Source organism: uncultured Ruminococcus sp. (assembly GCF_946415235.1).
GTDB lineage: Bacteria > Bacillota > Clostridia > Oscillospirales > Ruminococcaceae > Ruminococcus.
The window spans coordinates 110,447-125,306 of the sequence record NZ_CAMKRR010000001.1; the positions used below are offsets into that span (position 1 = coordinate 110,447).

Here is a 14,860-nt window from a genome sequence, read left to right on the forward strand (position 1 = left end):
GCCTCTAATCATATACGGAGGTATCTCAATGATATTCGACTATCAGCTTATCAAGACCAAGCAGAAGCTGACAATGAGAGAACCTACAGTCAGAGAGTGCGACGGCATACTCAGTCCCGTGACGACTGACAAGCTCATTGAAGCGGCAACAGATTTTTTGTCGAAAAACCTCGAAAATATTACGGTGCGTGACAAGATATCAGGTAATGATATCCTTGCACTGAGGATAAGACTAAGTACATGGCTCAGGCAGCTGAAAGAAAACCCTGCTTATAAGACCCCGCCTGTGCAGTCAACTGCACAGACTGAAATACCATATCAATGCACCACGACACATATCAAGGCAGTCGCTGACTACACAGGAATGAGCTTCTCTCAGGTATGGGAGCTGCCTATCACTGAATACTGGATACTGTATCGTGATGCGGTGATATGGTACTACAGTCGCACCGAAGAGGGCATCGACAAGCTGAACCATGCAAAGGTTATATCAGCAACAGAGCCCGACCGAGAGAAGCTTAGCAGCTGCCCTGCTATCATAAGGAGGCGAAATAATGGCGAGTAAAAAGATAAAGGGCATTACTATACAATACGAAGGTGATACGACCAAGCTTGAAACAGCACTATCGAGCGTTGAGAAAAAAGGCAGAAATGCCCGTGCTGAGATGTCCGAGGTCAATAAGGCTCTGAAAGAAGCTCCCGACTCCGTTCTGCTGTGGCAGCAGAAGCAAAAGCTTCTCAACGATGCTCTTGACAGTTCCAAGGACAAGCTGAAGCTCCTCGAAGATGCTCAGGAGCAGGTAACGGAACAGTTCAAGAAAGGCGATATCGGCGAAGAACAGTACAGGGCCTTTGAGCGAGAGCTTGAAAAAGCCCGTGCCGAGACTGAAAAGCTCGGCAATGAGGCAGAAGATGCAGGCAAGCACGTCGAAGAGCTCGGCAGCGAAGCAGGAAAAACCTCGGGTGATCTCGATAAGATGGGGGACAGTGCTGAGCAGTCCTCCGAGGGCTTCACCGTCCTGAAAGGTGCTGTCGCCAACCTTGCCGCCGAGGGCTTCGAGAAGCTCATGAGTGCAGCTAAGGACGCATGGGAAGAGATAGACACAGGCTATGATACTATCATCAAGAAGACAAGAGCTACAGGCACTCAGCTCGAAGAGCTCCAAAGCGTAGCCGACAGTGTATTCACTTCCATGCCTGTCGAGATGAACGACGTAGGTGCTGCCGTAGGCGAGATTAATACGAGATATGCTGCGACGGGCAAAGAGCTCGAAAGCCTGACTGAATATTTCCTGAAATACGCCGAGGTAAACGATAAGGACGTCTCGGGAAGTGTCCGCAATGTCGCAGGCATCATGAAAGCATTTCAGGAGGATACGAAGAATACAGGCAAGGTACTTGACACATTCACTGACGTGGGTCAGCGCACGGGCAAGGATCTTAACAACCTTGAATCTGAACTTCTGAGCAACTCAGCGACCTTTAAGGAGCTGGGACTTGATATCAGGCAGTCAGCGGAGCTCCTCGGACAGTTCGAGGCTAACGGCATAGATACATCGACAGCTCTTGCGGGGCTGAAAAAAGCACAGCAGGAAGCAACGGCAGAAGGCAAGGCTATGACCGATGCCCTCGGCGATACTATCAATCGTATCAAGGACGCTAAGGACGAGACTGACGCTTTGCAGATCGCGGCGGACCTCTTCGGTAAGAAGGGCGCGGCAGCAATGACGCAGGCTATACGCGAGCAGCGTTTCAGCCTCGACGACCTGAAAGCAGGATATGACGGCCTCGGAGACGTGGTATTAACTACCTTCGAGGCAACGCAGGACGCTCCTGATAAAGCAAAGATAGCTCTGAATGAGCTTAAGCTGGAACTATCAAAGCTTGCCGAGGCAGTTCTGCCAAAAGTCGAGAAAATCGTATCAAAAGGCATTCAGGACTTGCCGAAGATAGAAAAGACGGTATCAAATATGATACCGCTTATAAAAAATGTCGCTACAGCATACGCATCATGGAAGATAGCAACAACAGCAGTCAAGGGCGCAGAGACTATTAAGGGCCTTGCAACCGCGATGAAGGGTGCCGAAAGCGCGACAGCTCTCCTGAATACGACTATGCTTGCAAATCCTGCGGTTGCGGTAACAGCCGCAATTGTCGGCCTTACTATAGCTCTCGGTGCTTTCTATAAAGCTCAGAAAGAGCAGGTAACGATCGCCGATGAAGTTGCTAAGGAATACGAGAACGAATATGAAGCTATAAAGAAATCACACGATGAAATCAACAGTCTCAAAGATGATTTCAATAGCAGAGCAGCGGATATCGTCAACGAATCGAAAAGAACAGAAGCACTATGGACAGAGCTTGACAAGTTGGCAGACGCCACGGGCAGAGTAGAGGATGCCGATAAAAAAAGAGCTGAATACATACTCGGGGAGCTGAACGAAGCACTCGGCACCGAGTACACAATGACGGGCAATCAGATAGACGGCTATAAAGATCTTGCTGCTGAAATTGACAATGTTATAGCCAAGAAAAAAGCAGAAGCTCTTCTTGATCAGTACCTCGCCATGAATTCCGCAATGCTCAGGCAGAATGCCGAAGCCCAGCAGAGATATGAAACGTATTCATCTCAGCGGAGAGATGCGCTATCAGATGAAGAGGCTGCCCGAAAAGCATTCAGGGCAGCTGTCCCGGGAGATCAGAACATCGAACCTGAGGATTATATTGATTTCTATAATCGAGGCGGAGCAGGCTCGACCCAGGAAGGCTATGAAGCAGCTGTCACTTATGCGGAAGCAAAAGCCCGCGTAAGGGAAAATTCAAATCTCATGGCGGAAGCAAAAAGAGATTTCGACGAATCCCTTGATTACATTCATCGACTTGACGATGTTGAAAGAGCCTTTGCGGAGGAAAGATACGATGATGTAAAAAATATTCTTTTTCTTCAAAAAGACGCAAATAAGCAGATACTTGACGATACGAACAGCTCTCTCGAAGAGCGCGAAAAAGCATTCAAAGATAGCCTTCAGAAAATATATGCTGACCTGAAACTATACTCGAAGAACTGGCGGCAGGCAGAAGCCGACACTATCATGAAGGAAATGGGCGAGACCGTCAAGGCAGGAAAATTAGCGGGCAAAAGCTCAAACGAAATTTTTACCAAGGAATTCACAGACGGCGTTCAGGCGATGATCGACGCGGGCTTTGACATTTCAGAGCTTGCCGAATGGGGCAAGGATTCAGGTATAGATGTCGGTGACGTGTTCGGCGATAATTACGATGAAGTCGTTCAAAAACAGATCGACGAAGGATTCGATGTCACTGATCTGTTGATGTGGGGCAGCGAGTCAGGAAAGGACGTTGCTGCGATGTGGGTCAAGTACTTCACAAAGCACGCACAGGAAGGCCTTGACAATTTCTTCGCAACAAACGTGAATAAGGTAAACGAACTTATCGGTCCGCTGACTTATGAAGATACCACGAAGCGCAACAACACCGCCTACGGCCCGCAGAAGCTCTTCGCCACAGGCGGCTATATCCCTCTCGGTGACGAGGGTATCGTCGCCGAAGCAGGTCCCGAGCTCCTCAGAGTGATGAACGGCGGCATACAGGTGACGCCACTGTCGAGAACTTCAACGAATACTCCCGTCGGAGCAGGCGATAAGACGATCATCAACAACTACTACAACGAGGTATATGCAACGGTAGCAAGCTCATACGACGTAAGCAAGCTTGCGGAGGACCTTGCGGCAGAAGAAAAATACATCAGACAGGGAAAGGGTGAGTAAATGAGTACATTTTATTTCGGCGGAAAATGGAGCGACGAACTTGGTCTTATCGTTACTCGGCCAATGATACGTCCTACGTGGCAGCCTGAGACGGAGTTCACAGCGATCATAGGCAGACCACGGAAAAGCCCGTATACCAAAAGCTATTATGAAAACGAGAAAATGACAGTAAGAGCTGTCATAGCAGACGCTTCGCAGGAAAAGGTCAGGGAGATATACAAAACACTGCGCGGATATGGCCATTTCGTTATATCTACATCTCAGGGTGAGTACATGAACGCTTATTGCAAGCTTCCGGTGCCTGAAGCGCAGGCACTGCTCGTGGCAGAACTTCCGATCGAATTCACCTGCGAGCCATTCGCATATAGCACAATTCCGAGCGATCGCGGTATCAATGATGCAGTGAACTATGTAGAAGTCGAGAACAGAGGAACCGTATTCGTTGATCCTGTTATCTGGTATAAGCCTAATAAGGCATCTACAACATTCGACTGCAACGGCAAGACTATCACTGTAAGAACTCCTCAGGAAATAATAAGCGCAAACTATGCTGATACGTATAAGATCACTATAGATTGTGAAGGCGAGCTTGTATACTACACTAAGCCGAATAATGAAAATGTCGGATGCACGGAGCTTTCAACAGGCCCTTTCCCACGACTGGGAGTCGGAACGAACTACATCAAGCATGATGGCGTCAATGAGGCTCAGATCAATTATACAGCGAGATTTTTCTAAGAAAGGAGCAAATCATGGCAAATATAGAAGTAGCAACATGGGACGAGCTCCTTGCGGCAATATCGAATTTCACGAACGGCGACACGATCAAGCTCACTGCTGATATAAATCTTACAAAGGACTATCCTACAGGCGTTGCTAAGATAGCGCTTGCGGCCAACAAGACATATATCATAGACGGCGGATATACTGAGAACGGCGTAGACAAGCGGCGCGTAATCAAAGGCCTGAGCAACAGCCTTGACAGCCCTGACGACATTTTCTTTGCCGCGGACGAGACTACGGGCTTCAAGCTTCTGCACCTTGACTTTCTGAATATAAGCCTTTCAAACGGTGATTTCTACAAAAATACGAATGCAAACGCTCAGAGAGTCGAATTTACTGACTGCCGATTTCTTGGCAAGAGAACAGGCGCATCCTTCCTTGTTAATTCTCCGCATATACTTTTTCAGTCGTGCTCGTTTGAGGTCCCGTGGCAGGGGCTCGGCGAGACTACGCTGACATGGACATCGTTAGCGCCGAAAGCGGCAAGTGCATCAGATCAGACAGACTACACAGCAAATTTCTGTAGATTCATAGAGCATTACACAGGCTGGACAATTCCGAGATACAGCTGTAATACGATGAATACTATCACATGGTCATGTGCGTTTTTCAAGATGTCTGGATGCAGGGTGGAAGGCGATATGGTTGTGTCAAACTACGCACAAACAAGCAAGGGAAGTGCTATCCCCTGTGATATACTGCATCAGGCGAATGCAAATAACTATACTCCGACAGCTATGAATGTACTTGACGTCGAGATCACTTCAACGACTAATAATACCGTAGGAGGATACGGATATTGGTTCGGAATATATGTAAACAGGGTAGTTAACTCAAACGGTGATCTTGTCTCCTCTTGGACTAACGGATACAATGTATCGACGTCAACGGGTACAAAGCCTAAGCCGCTTATCGCTACTGTTGCTGAGGCGGAGAACGCGGAGTGGCTGCATAAGCACGGATTTGACATAGCATACCCGTAAGGCAGGTGATATAATGGCACATGAAGATACTACCAGCTATGATAATAACTCTGCATGGCGGGCTTCTACTTGGCAGCAAAAATACCCAACCGAACAGTGGATATACATTCGAGTTACAAAAACTACTGTTACTGTACATGAAGATCCCTCAGATCATACAACATGGACAAGCACTATAGTAAGACGTCATTCATACTACTACAAGCTGGGCTGGAACTATCCTGCGATATATATTAATGCCAACGGCGATTACGTTCTGAAAGTCGATAACAGTTATCAGCCGATCAGCGGAACAAGATGCATATCAAGTGGAGATAGCGGATATATCGAGAATGACGAATATAGCAACAATGTTCAGTCACTTGAGATCGTTTTCGGAGACGGTATAGGATCCGCTCCTACACAAATTAGAAAAAACGGCGATTTAGCTTTTCAGCGCTATGATTATCCGGTAAGTTCGTCATACGTAGAAAAATACGATTATTATACCATATATCTCGAGGAGGATGGCGATATCCCGTTCATGGGCGGATATTTCACAGAAATCGCAACGGTCAACGCATGGGCGCTCGACGGAGAAGATAAGCTTTATTGCACTGCTCTGCCCGAGAAGCTCGTCGGCGACAACAATAGGCTTCCGTGGCAGTGGTACCTCGATTCGTATAGTCAGCTGATGAATGATCTTATCCCGCTGCGGCTATATGATGATCCTGTTATGGAGCCTGCCGAGCGCCCCGAGCCGATCAGGATATATGATGTTCACGAGCCGCAGAACGGCTTCGATCATAACGGTGTGGCTGTTCTGATGCCTTATGAGGCAGTATCGAATAAGGAAGACAAAGGCAGGTGGGATATTACCGCCAAGCACCCTATAGATCAGTATGGCAAGTGGACATATATCGCAGGTCAGAACATCGTAAAGGTGCGCGGGCAGCTGTTCCGCATCGACGAGACTGAGATAGTTGCCGAGGTAAACAAGGAGTATATAGCTTTCCACGCCAATCACATTACATACGACCTCAAGGACTTTTGGATACAGGACGCAGAATTTTCAGTAGAAAGCGGATATGACTATATCGGTGAACTGTGGTCCCACCGTGTCAAGGACTTCCCGAATCAGCAGGCGATGATCGGCGACTATGAGTACCGAGTTACATCTGATCTTACAGGTCATATCGACGCGAAGGTCAAGGATCAGTCGTATATCGAGGCACTCTACGGCTCAGACAGCAGCATGATAGCACGCTACGGCGGAGAGCTTTATCGTGACAACTTCTATATTTCGATCAATCAGACTATGGAAGGAGCGCCTGCAGGAAATGCCTTCGCTATCAGATACGGCACGAACATGACCAAGATAAGCTTCAAGATAGATATGTCGAACTGGATCACGAATCTTGTCTGCGTCGATAATCTCGGCAATCTATACGCCTGCTGGTATGATACCGCAGGCGGCGAGTGGATATGCCATCATCATAAGACGAAGCGTATTCATTTCACCTATGAGGACCTCGGGGACAGCTCGAAGAATATGCAGAGGCTTATCGCAGACGGTGACGCTTATTGGGATACGGTGGCGACTCCGCAGATATCAATCGAAGTAGGCGTGGCGAATATCTACGACGATCCGAGGTATGCGGATTTCGTGAACCTGCAGAATTTCGACGTCGGCTACAGAGGCATCATATACGTGGAGCATCTCGGCATCAATATCGAGATGAAGATCACAGCTATCAAGAGAAACGAGCTGACAGGACAAGCAATAAGCATCAAGCTCGGCAGCGTCCGCGGCTCACTTATCAGGCAGACGGTACTTTCTCAGACGATAGTACCCGCGAACTCCGCCGAGGCCGCTATTACAGCAGACAACGCAAGGCTTCAGGCAGAGCTTGATGATATGAACACAAGGCTCATATCAAGCTCTATCTCAGGAATGGAGACATATACCATAGATGAGATCGAGAAGTATACTATAAATGAACTGGAGGGAAAATAATGTCAACAAGCTATACTTCAAACTATAACTTAGGAAAACAGCTGAATCACGGCGATAAGTTCGATATGTCAGTGATCACAGACAATATGGATATTATTGACAGGCAGATGAAGGAGAATGCAGATACAGCAGCGATAGGCTGTCCTGAAATAATAGACGGTTATATTACAAGCGAAGATATAGAGTTCCTTAAAAATGGAACTGTAACAGGTGTTTTCAATATCCCTAATATCGGTATTTTGACTCCTGTGCCGGGAAGCAGTTATCAGCCGGGAATTCTAAGGGCTTACACAATGCAATCGTCTTCCGAATCTGGTAATAAACTTATGCAGATACTTGAACTCGCAGAAGTGGGAATGGTATTCGTAAGGTATCATGATACCACAAGTTGGGGAAATTGGAAGGAGATAACTGAGATATATCGTCAGACAACGACACTTATTGATAATTCACTTCTGAGTGAGTTCTATCACGGGACCTATGCAGGGCAGCTCGCTACTGAGGTCACAGGTGCTGCAAACACGATGTATGGCATAGTAAGGGCCTATAAGATGGCTACGATGGAGTATATGCAGATAGCGGAAGCCGCTGACGGAACGCGGAGGACAAGGTATTGCTCAGGGACCACATGGGGAGCATGGGGATAAGAAGGGAGTGTACAGACATGGACAGCAGTATCATCGTCTCAATAATAACAGGAATAGCAACAATAGTGACCGTTATTATAAATACCAGGGCGAGCAACAAGGACATGACACATAAGCTCGATACGCAGCAGGCAGTATTCGAGACTAAGCTTGACAGCCTGACCTCTGAGGTACGGGAACACAACAACTTCGCTCGGCGTATGCCTGTAGTTGAAGAAAAAATAACGAACCTTACTCACCGTGTGGAGGTGGTGGAGCGTGAAAATCAAAGAAAGAATAGCGAAGCTCATTGACGTCAAGACGATGGTGACTTTCGCACTGACGGCAGCGTTCGTATATCTTTCCGTGATCGGAAAGGTAGAACCGCAGGTATTCCTCACGGTATACTCTACCGTGATCGGTTTCTACTTCGGAACTCAGTCCGAGAAAAACAAAAAGGAGGAAAAGTAATGTACAAGATCAGAAAAACGGAATTCATCGGCTTCAAGCGGGGCGTCACCCCTGCGGTAAACCTGGTGCGGGCACAGATAGACTGTGATACTGTATCGGATATCCCTGCATACGACGCAATAAGCGGCTCAGAGCTTATTATCGGCTCTCTTGCGTGGGTCATTTCCACGGGAGATATCTACGGGCTGAACTCGAGCCATGAGTGGGTCAAGCAGGGAGAAGCAGAGGAAGGCGGTGGCGAGTAATGGATCTCTATGAAGCGCTGATCGCAGGAAGGCTCGGCAAAGGAAAAAGCGGAAGCGGATTCACGCCGACAACGGAGCAGCTTGCCGCAATGAATTCAGGGATAACATCTGCCGACGTTGAGCAGATCGGTACTAATGCCGATGATATTTCCACGCTGACACCGTCGGTGGAAGCCGAGAACATCACCCTTTCAGTGATGAACGGCTACGAGGCAGGCACTGTCAAGGCAGGCTACGTAGACAGTGTGAGCGGTGTCACGGGATATGTCACGATAAGGACGTATTCAGAACCGAACGGCCGAAAAGTACAGATAATGGAAACTCAGACAGGCGTAAGCAAGACGAGGTATTATAACGGCTCAGAATGGAGTGAATTTTCTGTCGATGTTCCCGCTAAGCTCGACAGCGCGATCGCAATACTCAGCTCTATCCTTATCAACGGCGCTCAGAGCTGGGAAACAGTCCGCAGCGCTGTAAGGCAGGGGCTTGCAGCTCAGGCTTACCCCGTAGGAACTATCCTCTACGATAACTGGGATCCTGCTACGGGAAAAGCATATCAGGTCGTCGGAATTGACAAGCATTTCGATACTTCCCTTTACAATCAGGGATATCATCACTCGATAACACTTCTCGAAGTAAAACTTAACGATCTTGTACAGTTCTCAGCACCACAGGCTATGTTCTATCTCAGCGAAGCGGCTCTGCCAGCGGGTACATATCGCTTTAAGATTCCGAATTGGGATGCAACATATGGCGGCAACAAGTACTACGTCTTTACTACTCAAGGCGCGTCGCAGTATAGTCAGATAACGCTGACATGGAGTTCAAATACACTTCCTGCGAACGTAAAGATATACGAGCCGTCAGGCGATACGATCGCGGCCGAGAAAACCACTGCGAAAGAAACCTGCACTCTGACGGAGTGGGACGGAGTGACTGAATTTGATTCAGCACACGACCTCGGTACAATCAAGCTGAATATGTCTGATCCCGATAACAGCTACGGGCTTATCAATCAGATCTACCGTGCAAGATACGGCAGCAACAACTACTACGAGAGTGGCGTAAGGCAGTTCCTGAACACAGATAAGGCAGCGAATGCCTGGTGGGAGCCGCAAACCGTATTTGACAGGCCGAATGCAAGTGCAAATAAGGCAGGAAGATTGTCAACGCTGTCGACTGACTTCCTGAGCGTTCTCGCAACTCCCACTATAACGTATGTCGCTAACAGCTCATTCGAGACTGAGGCTCGTGATGGCAAGCAGTTCACGCTCGGTGCGAACTACACTATAGATACTGATAAGATGTTTCTGCTTAGCCATTCTGAGGTCAATCTGTCGGCATCGCCCGTACTTGGCCAGCCTCTTGACTACTATGTAGGCGCTGAAAACGTAAATCGTATAAAGTACCGTGCTGACACATCGGCAGCATACTATTGGTGGCTTCGTACTCCGTACCCGTCCGATGGTGGCTACGAGCGCATCGTCTTTACCTCGGGTGCTCTTGACTGCACCAGCAGCTACTATACTCTCGGAGTGGCGGCAGCTTGCATAATCCAATGATCAAGCGTATCGGCGGTCGTGAGGCCGCCGAACAAAAGGAGCAACAAATGTCTGTATTACTGAACCATCGAAGCGAGAACAAGCTGCAAGCATATGTGGATACTCTTCGCCTCGTAACATATACGGTAAGAATGTGTGAAAATGAGCATATTTTCCCCAAGAAATGCAGATGGACACTTTGTAGCAAGATACTTGAAAACTGTTTTGACAGCCTCGTCAAAATAAAACAGGCGAATAAGATCAGACCTACGACGGCAGAGCAAGCGAAATTCCGCCTGAAGCTCGAGCTTCAGATACTGCTGAATTTCGATGCACTGTGGACGCTTATAGATATAGCAGCGAACGCTTACGAGCTCCCGAAAGAAAAGGTCGGGATATGGTCTCAACTCATGCTTACGGCCGACAATAGAGTCATGGCATGGAGAAAGAACGATGCAGCAGCCCTGAAGAAAGAATTTGACTTCTGAGCTTTGCATAAAGGGCAAGTCTTGAATGTTATGCTTGTGCTTCGTACTCCGAACCCGTCCAATGGTAACAACGAGCGCATCGTCAATACCTCGGGTGCTCTTGACAACAACAACAGCAACAATACTAACGGAGTGGCGGCAGATTGCATTTTTTATACGGTCAGAACGAGTAGCTCCCTTATGGGGAAGGCGAAAGCAGTACCTTTATGCAAGGAAGGTTTGCCCTGATGGCTGAAAGCCACGAAATAACCGCTTGACGTGAGATGTCTCATAAGAGATATCTCACTGTACGCAAGCGGATGAAAGAGGTGAAATGATCGGAAGAGTATCAGTATTTAAATTTTAAAAATATGTATGCTGCGCTAAAGAAAGTATGCCGTAACGTCAGATGGAAAACGTCGGTTACTCAGTACGAGATGAATGGTCTGAAGAATACTGCAAAGCTTATCCGTGAAATCGAGTCAGGCACATATAAGCTGTCCGAGTATCAGGAATTTGAGATTTACGAGCCGAAGAAAAGGCATATCACCGCTACGAGGATAAGAGACAGGCAGGTGCAGAGAAGTTTATGTGACAACTATCTGTATGAAATACTGACAAAATCTTTCATCTACTCGAACGGTGCTTGTCAGAAGGGCAAGGGAACAGACTTTGTCCTGAAAGACTTTAAAAAGCAGCTCCAAGGCTACTATCGCAGGCGTGGAAGCGAGGGCTACTATCTTAAGTGTGATATTCATCATTTCTTTGAAAGCATCAACCATGATATCCTCAAGGAAAAGCTCCGCGGCCGCATCGAGAGTGAGCACGTCCTTCAGATGGTATTTACGATCATTGACAGCTTCGGCGAGGTCGGGCTTGGCTTAGGCAGTCAGGTGAGTCAGCTGTTAGCTCTGTTTTATCTCGACGAACTGGATCATATCATCAAGGAGAAGTTGAAAATCGAAGTATATACCCGATATATGGACGATTTTATATTGATATCCGAAAGCAAGGACAAGCTTCTTGAAGCAAGAGAAGTGATAGAGGCCTATCTTGTGGGGATATGCTTGGAGCTCAACGAAAAAACAGTGCTTCAGCGGCTACAGTATGGTGTCATGTATCTGCACTGGAAATTTGTGATAACAGGCGGCGGCAAGGTGCTCATGCTTCCTGACAGGAAAAGATGTACCAAACGCAGACACAAGCTTAAGCGGATTCTGTGCTTAGTCGACAAGGGAGATCTGAGTACAGATCAGATACTTCAGGTTTCGGCAAGCATGAAATCACACCTCAGCAAAGGAAACTCATATAAAGTAAGGAGCGAGATAGATCATCTGATATACGGCTATCTCGTGAATAGAAAGGAAAATTATCATGAACAAAAAGTATTACTTAGCGGTCGTTCAGAACGGTACGACTCCTGCGCTTTTCACTTATGACACACTTGACGGTGCGCTTGCCGCATTCCATACGGAAATGGCATATCGCGCCGCCGGAAGAACATCAACGAAATGTGCTCTTATGAACGAAGAACTTGAAGTGATCAAGCGTGAGAGCTACTATGCAGCGACTGAAAGTGAAGAAAGCCTCGAAGAATAAGAAAGGAGGGGGAAAGTATGAATTCACCATATGAAGGAAAATTCAAAATCACACAGACTTTCAAAGGAGCAGCTCACGACGGTCTTGACCTCGTCGGAATCGACAGCAAGGAGATCCACGCAACCGCTTCGGGCAAGATCGTATTTGCCGGCTGGGAAAATGCCAACAACCACAATCAGGGTTTCGGCCAGTATGTTGTAATCCTGGCGAACGGCAAATACTACCACTTCGGTCATCTGTCCGAGATTAGAGTCAAACTCGGACAGGAAGTAAAGATCACTGACGTCATCGGAATTGAAGGACATACAGGCTATACCGAACCGAGCGGACCTCAGGGCAGCCACTGCCACTACTGCGTAAGGACAAGCATGAGCCCCGGTACGTTCCTTGATGTATGCTCGATCTCGGGAATTCCGAACATCTACGGAGGTATATATGATGACGGATACCGTTCGGGGCAGAAAAAGGAAGAAAAGAAAAAAACCATGAAAGTGACCGTCGAGTACGACGATCATAAGTTCAGTGGGCTACTCGAAGAAATCTGATATATAAGGAATCCCCGAGGTTATTCCTCGGGGATTATACTTTGTATACTTGCATAACTCTAATCACGGTGATTTGTGCATATTTTATATCATTGATGTGCCGAGGAGTTGGCGCACTTCGAGATGATCTCAGCCATACTTTATCAGCTCACGAAGGATCTGTCGATAGAGGAGATCAAAAAGAGCGGCTTTGACACCTATTTTGTGGATCATACAACGGGCATCTATCCCGTGGCTGCATCGGGAACACCGTTTACTGCGGCATATTTCCAGTCAAAGGGAGACATCATAACCGATCTCAGTGAGGATATGGCTGCCGAACAGAAGGCACGCACCACATACGACAATATCCTCAGGCTGGCTGACGATCCCGATGTGCGGGATCCGATACGCTTCCTGCGTGAGCGTGAGATTGTCCACTATCAGCGCTTTGGTGAAGCTCTCCGTATCGCTCAGGATAAGCTTGATTCAAAGAATTTCTATGCTTGCAATCCGTCATTTGACAAGAATTGCGGCATGAAAAAATAACAGCTGCGGCTCTCCTGCGGGAGAGCCGTTTTTCTTCTTCAAAATTTTAAGCCGAAGATGGTATGATAATTACACAGTGATGGAAAACAGTATTCACCGCAGTATGGAGCATACGGTTATAATGTCAGAAAACATATGAAAAATATAGTGATTTTACATATTGACAATAAATATAGAATGATATATAATATTTAAAATCACTTTTATAGGGGGGATTTTATGCCACATTCTTCGGGGGGCGGTTCACACGGCGGAGGATCTCACTGCGGACACGGGGGTTCGCACGGCGGAAGTTCGGGAAGCAGCGGTACGAGAATAAGCAGAACGCATTTCGCAGGATCACGGAGATATGTAACGTATCATAACGGTGAGCCGCGGTACTTCTATGCGAGCAGGAATTATAATCCGAAATACGATCCGAAGAGACTTCTTATAGGAATATTTTATATACCGTTTCTCATATTTATATTTTTGTCGTTTAAAAGTATTATCCCCATAGTCCCGAAGAACTATAACCATAACATCGTGATCGCAGACGATGCGGATGTCATTGCGGACGAGTGGGAGCTTCGTGAAAGTCTTGACAGATTTGTGGAAAAAACGGGCGTTACTCCGTCTGTAGTCACTGTTTATGACGATATGTGGATGAATGGGTCGAATACACTTGAGGATTACGCATATAACAGATATCTTCAGGAATTCGGTGACGAAATGCACTGGCTCATAGTATATTCAAAGCCGAAGGTATACACCTCCGACGGAGCGGCCGACTGGAAATGGGAAGGTATGCAGGGGGACGATACCGATCCCATACTTACTGATAACATAACGCAGAAGTTCAATAACTATCTTTACAAAAATCTTGAGGATGAAAGTAAAAATGTGGGAACTTCCATAGCCGAGTCATTTGATTATATTACGGGAAAAATATCTCGTTTCCCAAAGCTGTCTGCATTGTTCATGCCGCTTTTCATGCTTGGTTTCATACTTTTCCATGCTTACTTCATGCTGGGCTTCAATGAACTGAAATACAGGAAGGCTGTTCCCGCACCTGAAGAAGGCATAGATGATGTTTCCGACGTATCTTACGGAGATTATAATTCAAATAAAAAGGTTTCGTATAAGGATCCCGTACAGGGGGAAAAGATGTGTCCCTACTGCGGCGGATACTTTTCTTCAAAATTGTCGAAATGTCCTCACTGCGATGCGAGGGTATCGGACGAATATCAGTAATTACAGAGCGGATGAGCACTTTTTGCGGCTTGTCCGCTTTTGTATTTCGGAGGAG

General features: G+C 47.1%; 16 protein-coding genes and 1 pseudogene. All 17 read left to right on the plus strand.

Translation table 11 applies throughout. The features are described 5' to 3' along the window. Positions 1–28: 28 nt before the first annotated feature. The 17 genes and pseudogenes from Q0R37_RS00595 to Q0R37_RS00675 all read left to right on the plus strand — a co-directional run bounded on the left by Q0R37_RS00595 (position 29) and on the right by Q0R37_RS00675 (position 14,805). On the plus strand, positions 29–565 hold the full coding sequence (locus Q0R37_RS00595; protein WP_294750026.1) for a hypothetical protein: 537 nt from the start codon (positions 29–31) through the stop codon (positions 563–565). Continuing rightward, complete coding sequence (locus tag Q0R37_RS00600) at positions 555–3,788, plus strand: phage tail tape measure protein (RefSeq protein WP_294750028.1); 3,234 nt, start codon at positions 555–557, stop codon at positions 3,786–3,788. The genes Q0R37_RS00595 and Q0R37_RS00600 overlap by 11 nt, the downstream gene beginning before the upstream one ends. Continuing rightward, positions 3,789–4,526, plus strand: coding sequence for a hypothetical protein (locus Q0R37_RS00605; RefSeq protein ID WP_294750030.1), 738 nt, complete (start codon positions 3,789–3,791; stop codon positions 4,524–4,526). A 14-nt stretch (positions 4,527–4,540) separates the two neighbouring features. Further along, positions 4,541–5,554 (plus strand): pectate lyase-like adhesive domain-containing protein, encoded by a 1,014-nt coding sequence (locus Q0R37_RS00610; protein WP_294750032.1) that lies wholly within the window; start codon positions 4,541–4,543, stop codon positions 5,552–5,554. Positions 5,555–5,567: 13 nt separating this feature from the next. Then, positions 5,568–7,550 carry a phage tail spike protein gene (locus Q0R37_RS00615; RefSeq protein WP_294750033.1) on the plus strand — a complete coding sequence of 661 codons (1,983 nt, stop codon included), beginning with the start codon at positions 5,568–5,570 and terminating at the stop codon, positions 7,548–7,550. Then, on the plus strand, positions 7,550–8,197 hold the full coding sequence (locus Q0R37_RS00620) for a hypothetical protein (protein WP_294750034.1): 648 nt from the start codon (positions 7,550–7,552) through the stop codon (positions 8,195–8,197). The genes Q0R37_RS00615 and Q0R37_RS00620 overlap by 1 nt, the downstream gene beginning before the upstream one ends. 17 nt (positions 8,198–8,214) lie before the next feature. Continuing rightward, complete coding sequence (locus tag Q0R37_RS00625) at positions 8,215–8,490, plus strand: hypothetical protein (RefSeq protein ID WP_294750036.1); 276 nt, start codon at positions 8,215–8,217, stop codon at positions 8,488–8,490. Beyond that, a complete protein-coding gene (locus Q0R37_RS00630) occupies positions 8,456–8,647 on the plus strand; it encodes a hypothetical protein (RefSeq protein WP_366517383.1) in 192 nt (63 codons plus the stop codon). Before Q0R37_RS00625 ends, Q0R37_RS00630 begins: the two co-directional genes overlap by 35 nt. Continuing rightward, positions 8,647–8,892: a hypothetical protein gene (locus Q0R37_RS00635; protein ID WP_294750038.1), complete on the plus strand. Its 246-nt coding sequence runs from the start codon at positions 8,647–8,649 to the stop codon at positions 8,890–8,892. The genes Q0R37_RS00630 and Q0R37_RS00635 overlap by 1 nt, the downstream gene beginning before the upstream one ends. After that, a complete protein-coding gene (locus tag Q0R37_RS00640; RefSeq protein ID WP_294750040.1) occupies positions 8,892–10,454 on the plus strand; it encodes a DUF6273 domain-containing protein in 1,563 nt (520 codons plus the stop codon). The genes Q0R37_RS00635 and Q0R37_RS00640 overlap by 1 nt, the downstream gene beginning before the upstream one ends. Before the next feature lie 47 nt (positions 10,455–10,501). After that, positions 10,502–10,921: a hypothetical protein gene (locus Q0R37_RS00645; protein WP_294750042.1), complete on the plus strand. Its 420-nt coding sequence runs from the start codon at positions 10,502–10,504 to the stop codon at positions 10,919–10,921. A gap of 21 nt (positions 10,922–10,942) precedes the next feature. Next, the gene (locus Q0R37_RS00650) at positions 10,943–11,149 is read left to right on the plus strand and encodes a hypothetical protein (RefSeq protein WP_294750045.1); all 207 of its coding nucleotides are present in this window, start codon (positions 10,943–10,945) and stop codon (positions 11,147–11,149) included. A gap of 188 nt (positions 11,150–11,337) precedes the next feature. Further along, positions 11,338–12,339, plus strand: coding sequence for an RNA-directed DNA polymerase (locus Q0R37_RS00655; protein ID WP_294750046.1), 1,002 nt, complete (start codon positions 11,338–11,340; stop codon positions 12,337–12,339). Continuing rightward, a complete protein-coding gene (locus tag Q0R37_RS00660) occupies positions 12,275–12,499 on the plus strand; it encodes a hypothetical protein (RefSeq protein ID WP_294750048.1) in 225 nt (74 codons plus the stop codon). The genes Q0R37_RS00655 and Q0R37_RS00660 overlap by 65 nt, the downstream gene beginning before the upstream one ends. Positions 12,500–12,516: 17 nt before the next feature. Continuing rightward, on the plus strand, positions 12,517–13,044 hold the full coding sequence (locus tag Q0R37_RS00665) for a M23 family metallopeptidase (protein ID WP_294750050.1): 528 nt from the start codon (positions 12,517–12,519) through the stop codon (positions 13,042–13,044). A 102-nt stretch (positions 13,045–13,146) separates the two neighbouring features. After that, positions 13,147–13,572: pseudogene (locus Q0R37_RS00670) on the plus strand (manganese catalase family protein); the annotation flags it as partial. 219 nt (positions 13,573–13,791) lie between these two features. Further along, complete coding sequence (locus Q0R37_RS00675) at positions 13,792–14,805, plus strand: hypothetical protein (protein WP_294750052.1); 1,014 nt, start codon at positions 13,792–13,794, stop codon at positions 14,803–14,805. Positions 14,806–14,860 lie beyond the last annotated feature (55 nt).

Bases quoted from the DNA above. Each gene is read 5' to 3' on its own strand.
- Q0R37_RS00595 (WP_294750026.1), top strand. From the start codon at position 29: ATGATATTCGACTATCAGCTTATCAAGACCAAGCAGAAGCTGACAATG.
- Q0R37_RS00600 (WP_294750028.1), top strand. From the start codon at position 555: ATGGCGAGTAAAAAGATAAAGGGCATTACTATACAATACGAAGGTGAT.
- Q0R37_RS00605 (WP_294750030.1), top strand. From the start codon at position 3,789: ATGAGTACATTTTATTTCGGCGGAAAATGGAGCGACGAACTTGGTCTT.
- Q0R37_RS00610 (WP_294750032.1), top strand. From the start codon at position 4,541: ATGGCAAATATAGAAGTAGCAACATGGGACGAGCTCCTTGCGGCAATA.
- Q0R37_RS00615 (WP_294750033.1), top strand. From the start codon at position 5,568: ATGGCACATGAAGATACTACCAGCTATGATAATAACTCTGCATGGCGG.
- Q0R37_RS00620 (WP_294750034.1), top strand. From the start codon at position 7,550: ATGTCAACAAGCTATACTTCAAACTATAACTTAGGAAAACAGCTGAAT.
- Q0R37_RS00625 (WP_294750036.1), top strand. From the start codon at position 8,215: ATGGACAGCAGTATCATCGTCTCAATAATAACAGGAATAGCAACAATA.
- Q0R37_RS00635 (WP_294750038.1), top strand. From the start codon at position 8,647: ATGTACAAGATCAGAAAAACGGAATTCATCGGCTTCAAGCGGGGCGTC.
- Q0R37_RS00640 (WP_294750040.1), top strand. From the start codon at position 8,892: ATGGATCTCTATGAAGCGCTGATCGCAGGAAGGCTCGGCAAAGGAAAA.
- Q0R37_RS00645 (WP_294750042.1), top strand. From the start codon at position 10,502: ATGTCTGTATTACTGAACCATCGAAGCGAGAACAAGCTGCAAGCATAT.
- Q0R37_RS00655 (WP_294750046.1), top strand. From the start codon at position 11,338: ATGAATGGTCTGAAGAATACTGCAAAGCTTATCCGTGAAATCGAGTCA.
- Q0R37_RS00660 (WP_294750048.1), top strand. From the start codon at position 12,275: ATGAACAAAAAGTATTACTTAGCGGTCGTTCAGAACGGTACGACTCCT.
- Q0R37_RS00665 (WP_294750050.1), top strand. From the start codon at position 12,517: ATGAATTCACCATATGAAGGAAAATTCAAAATCACACAGACTTTCAAA.
- Q0R37_RS00675 (WP_294750052.1), top strand. From the start codon at position 13,792: ATGCCACATTCTTCGGGGGGCGGTTCACACGGCGGAGGATCTCACTGC.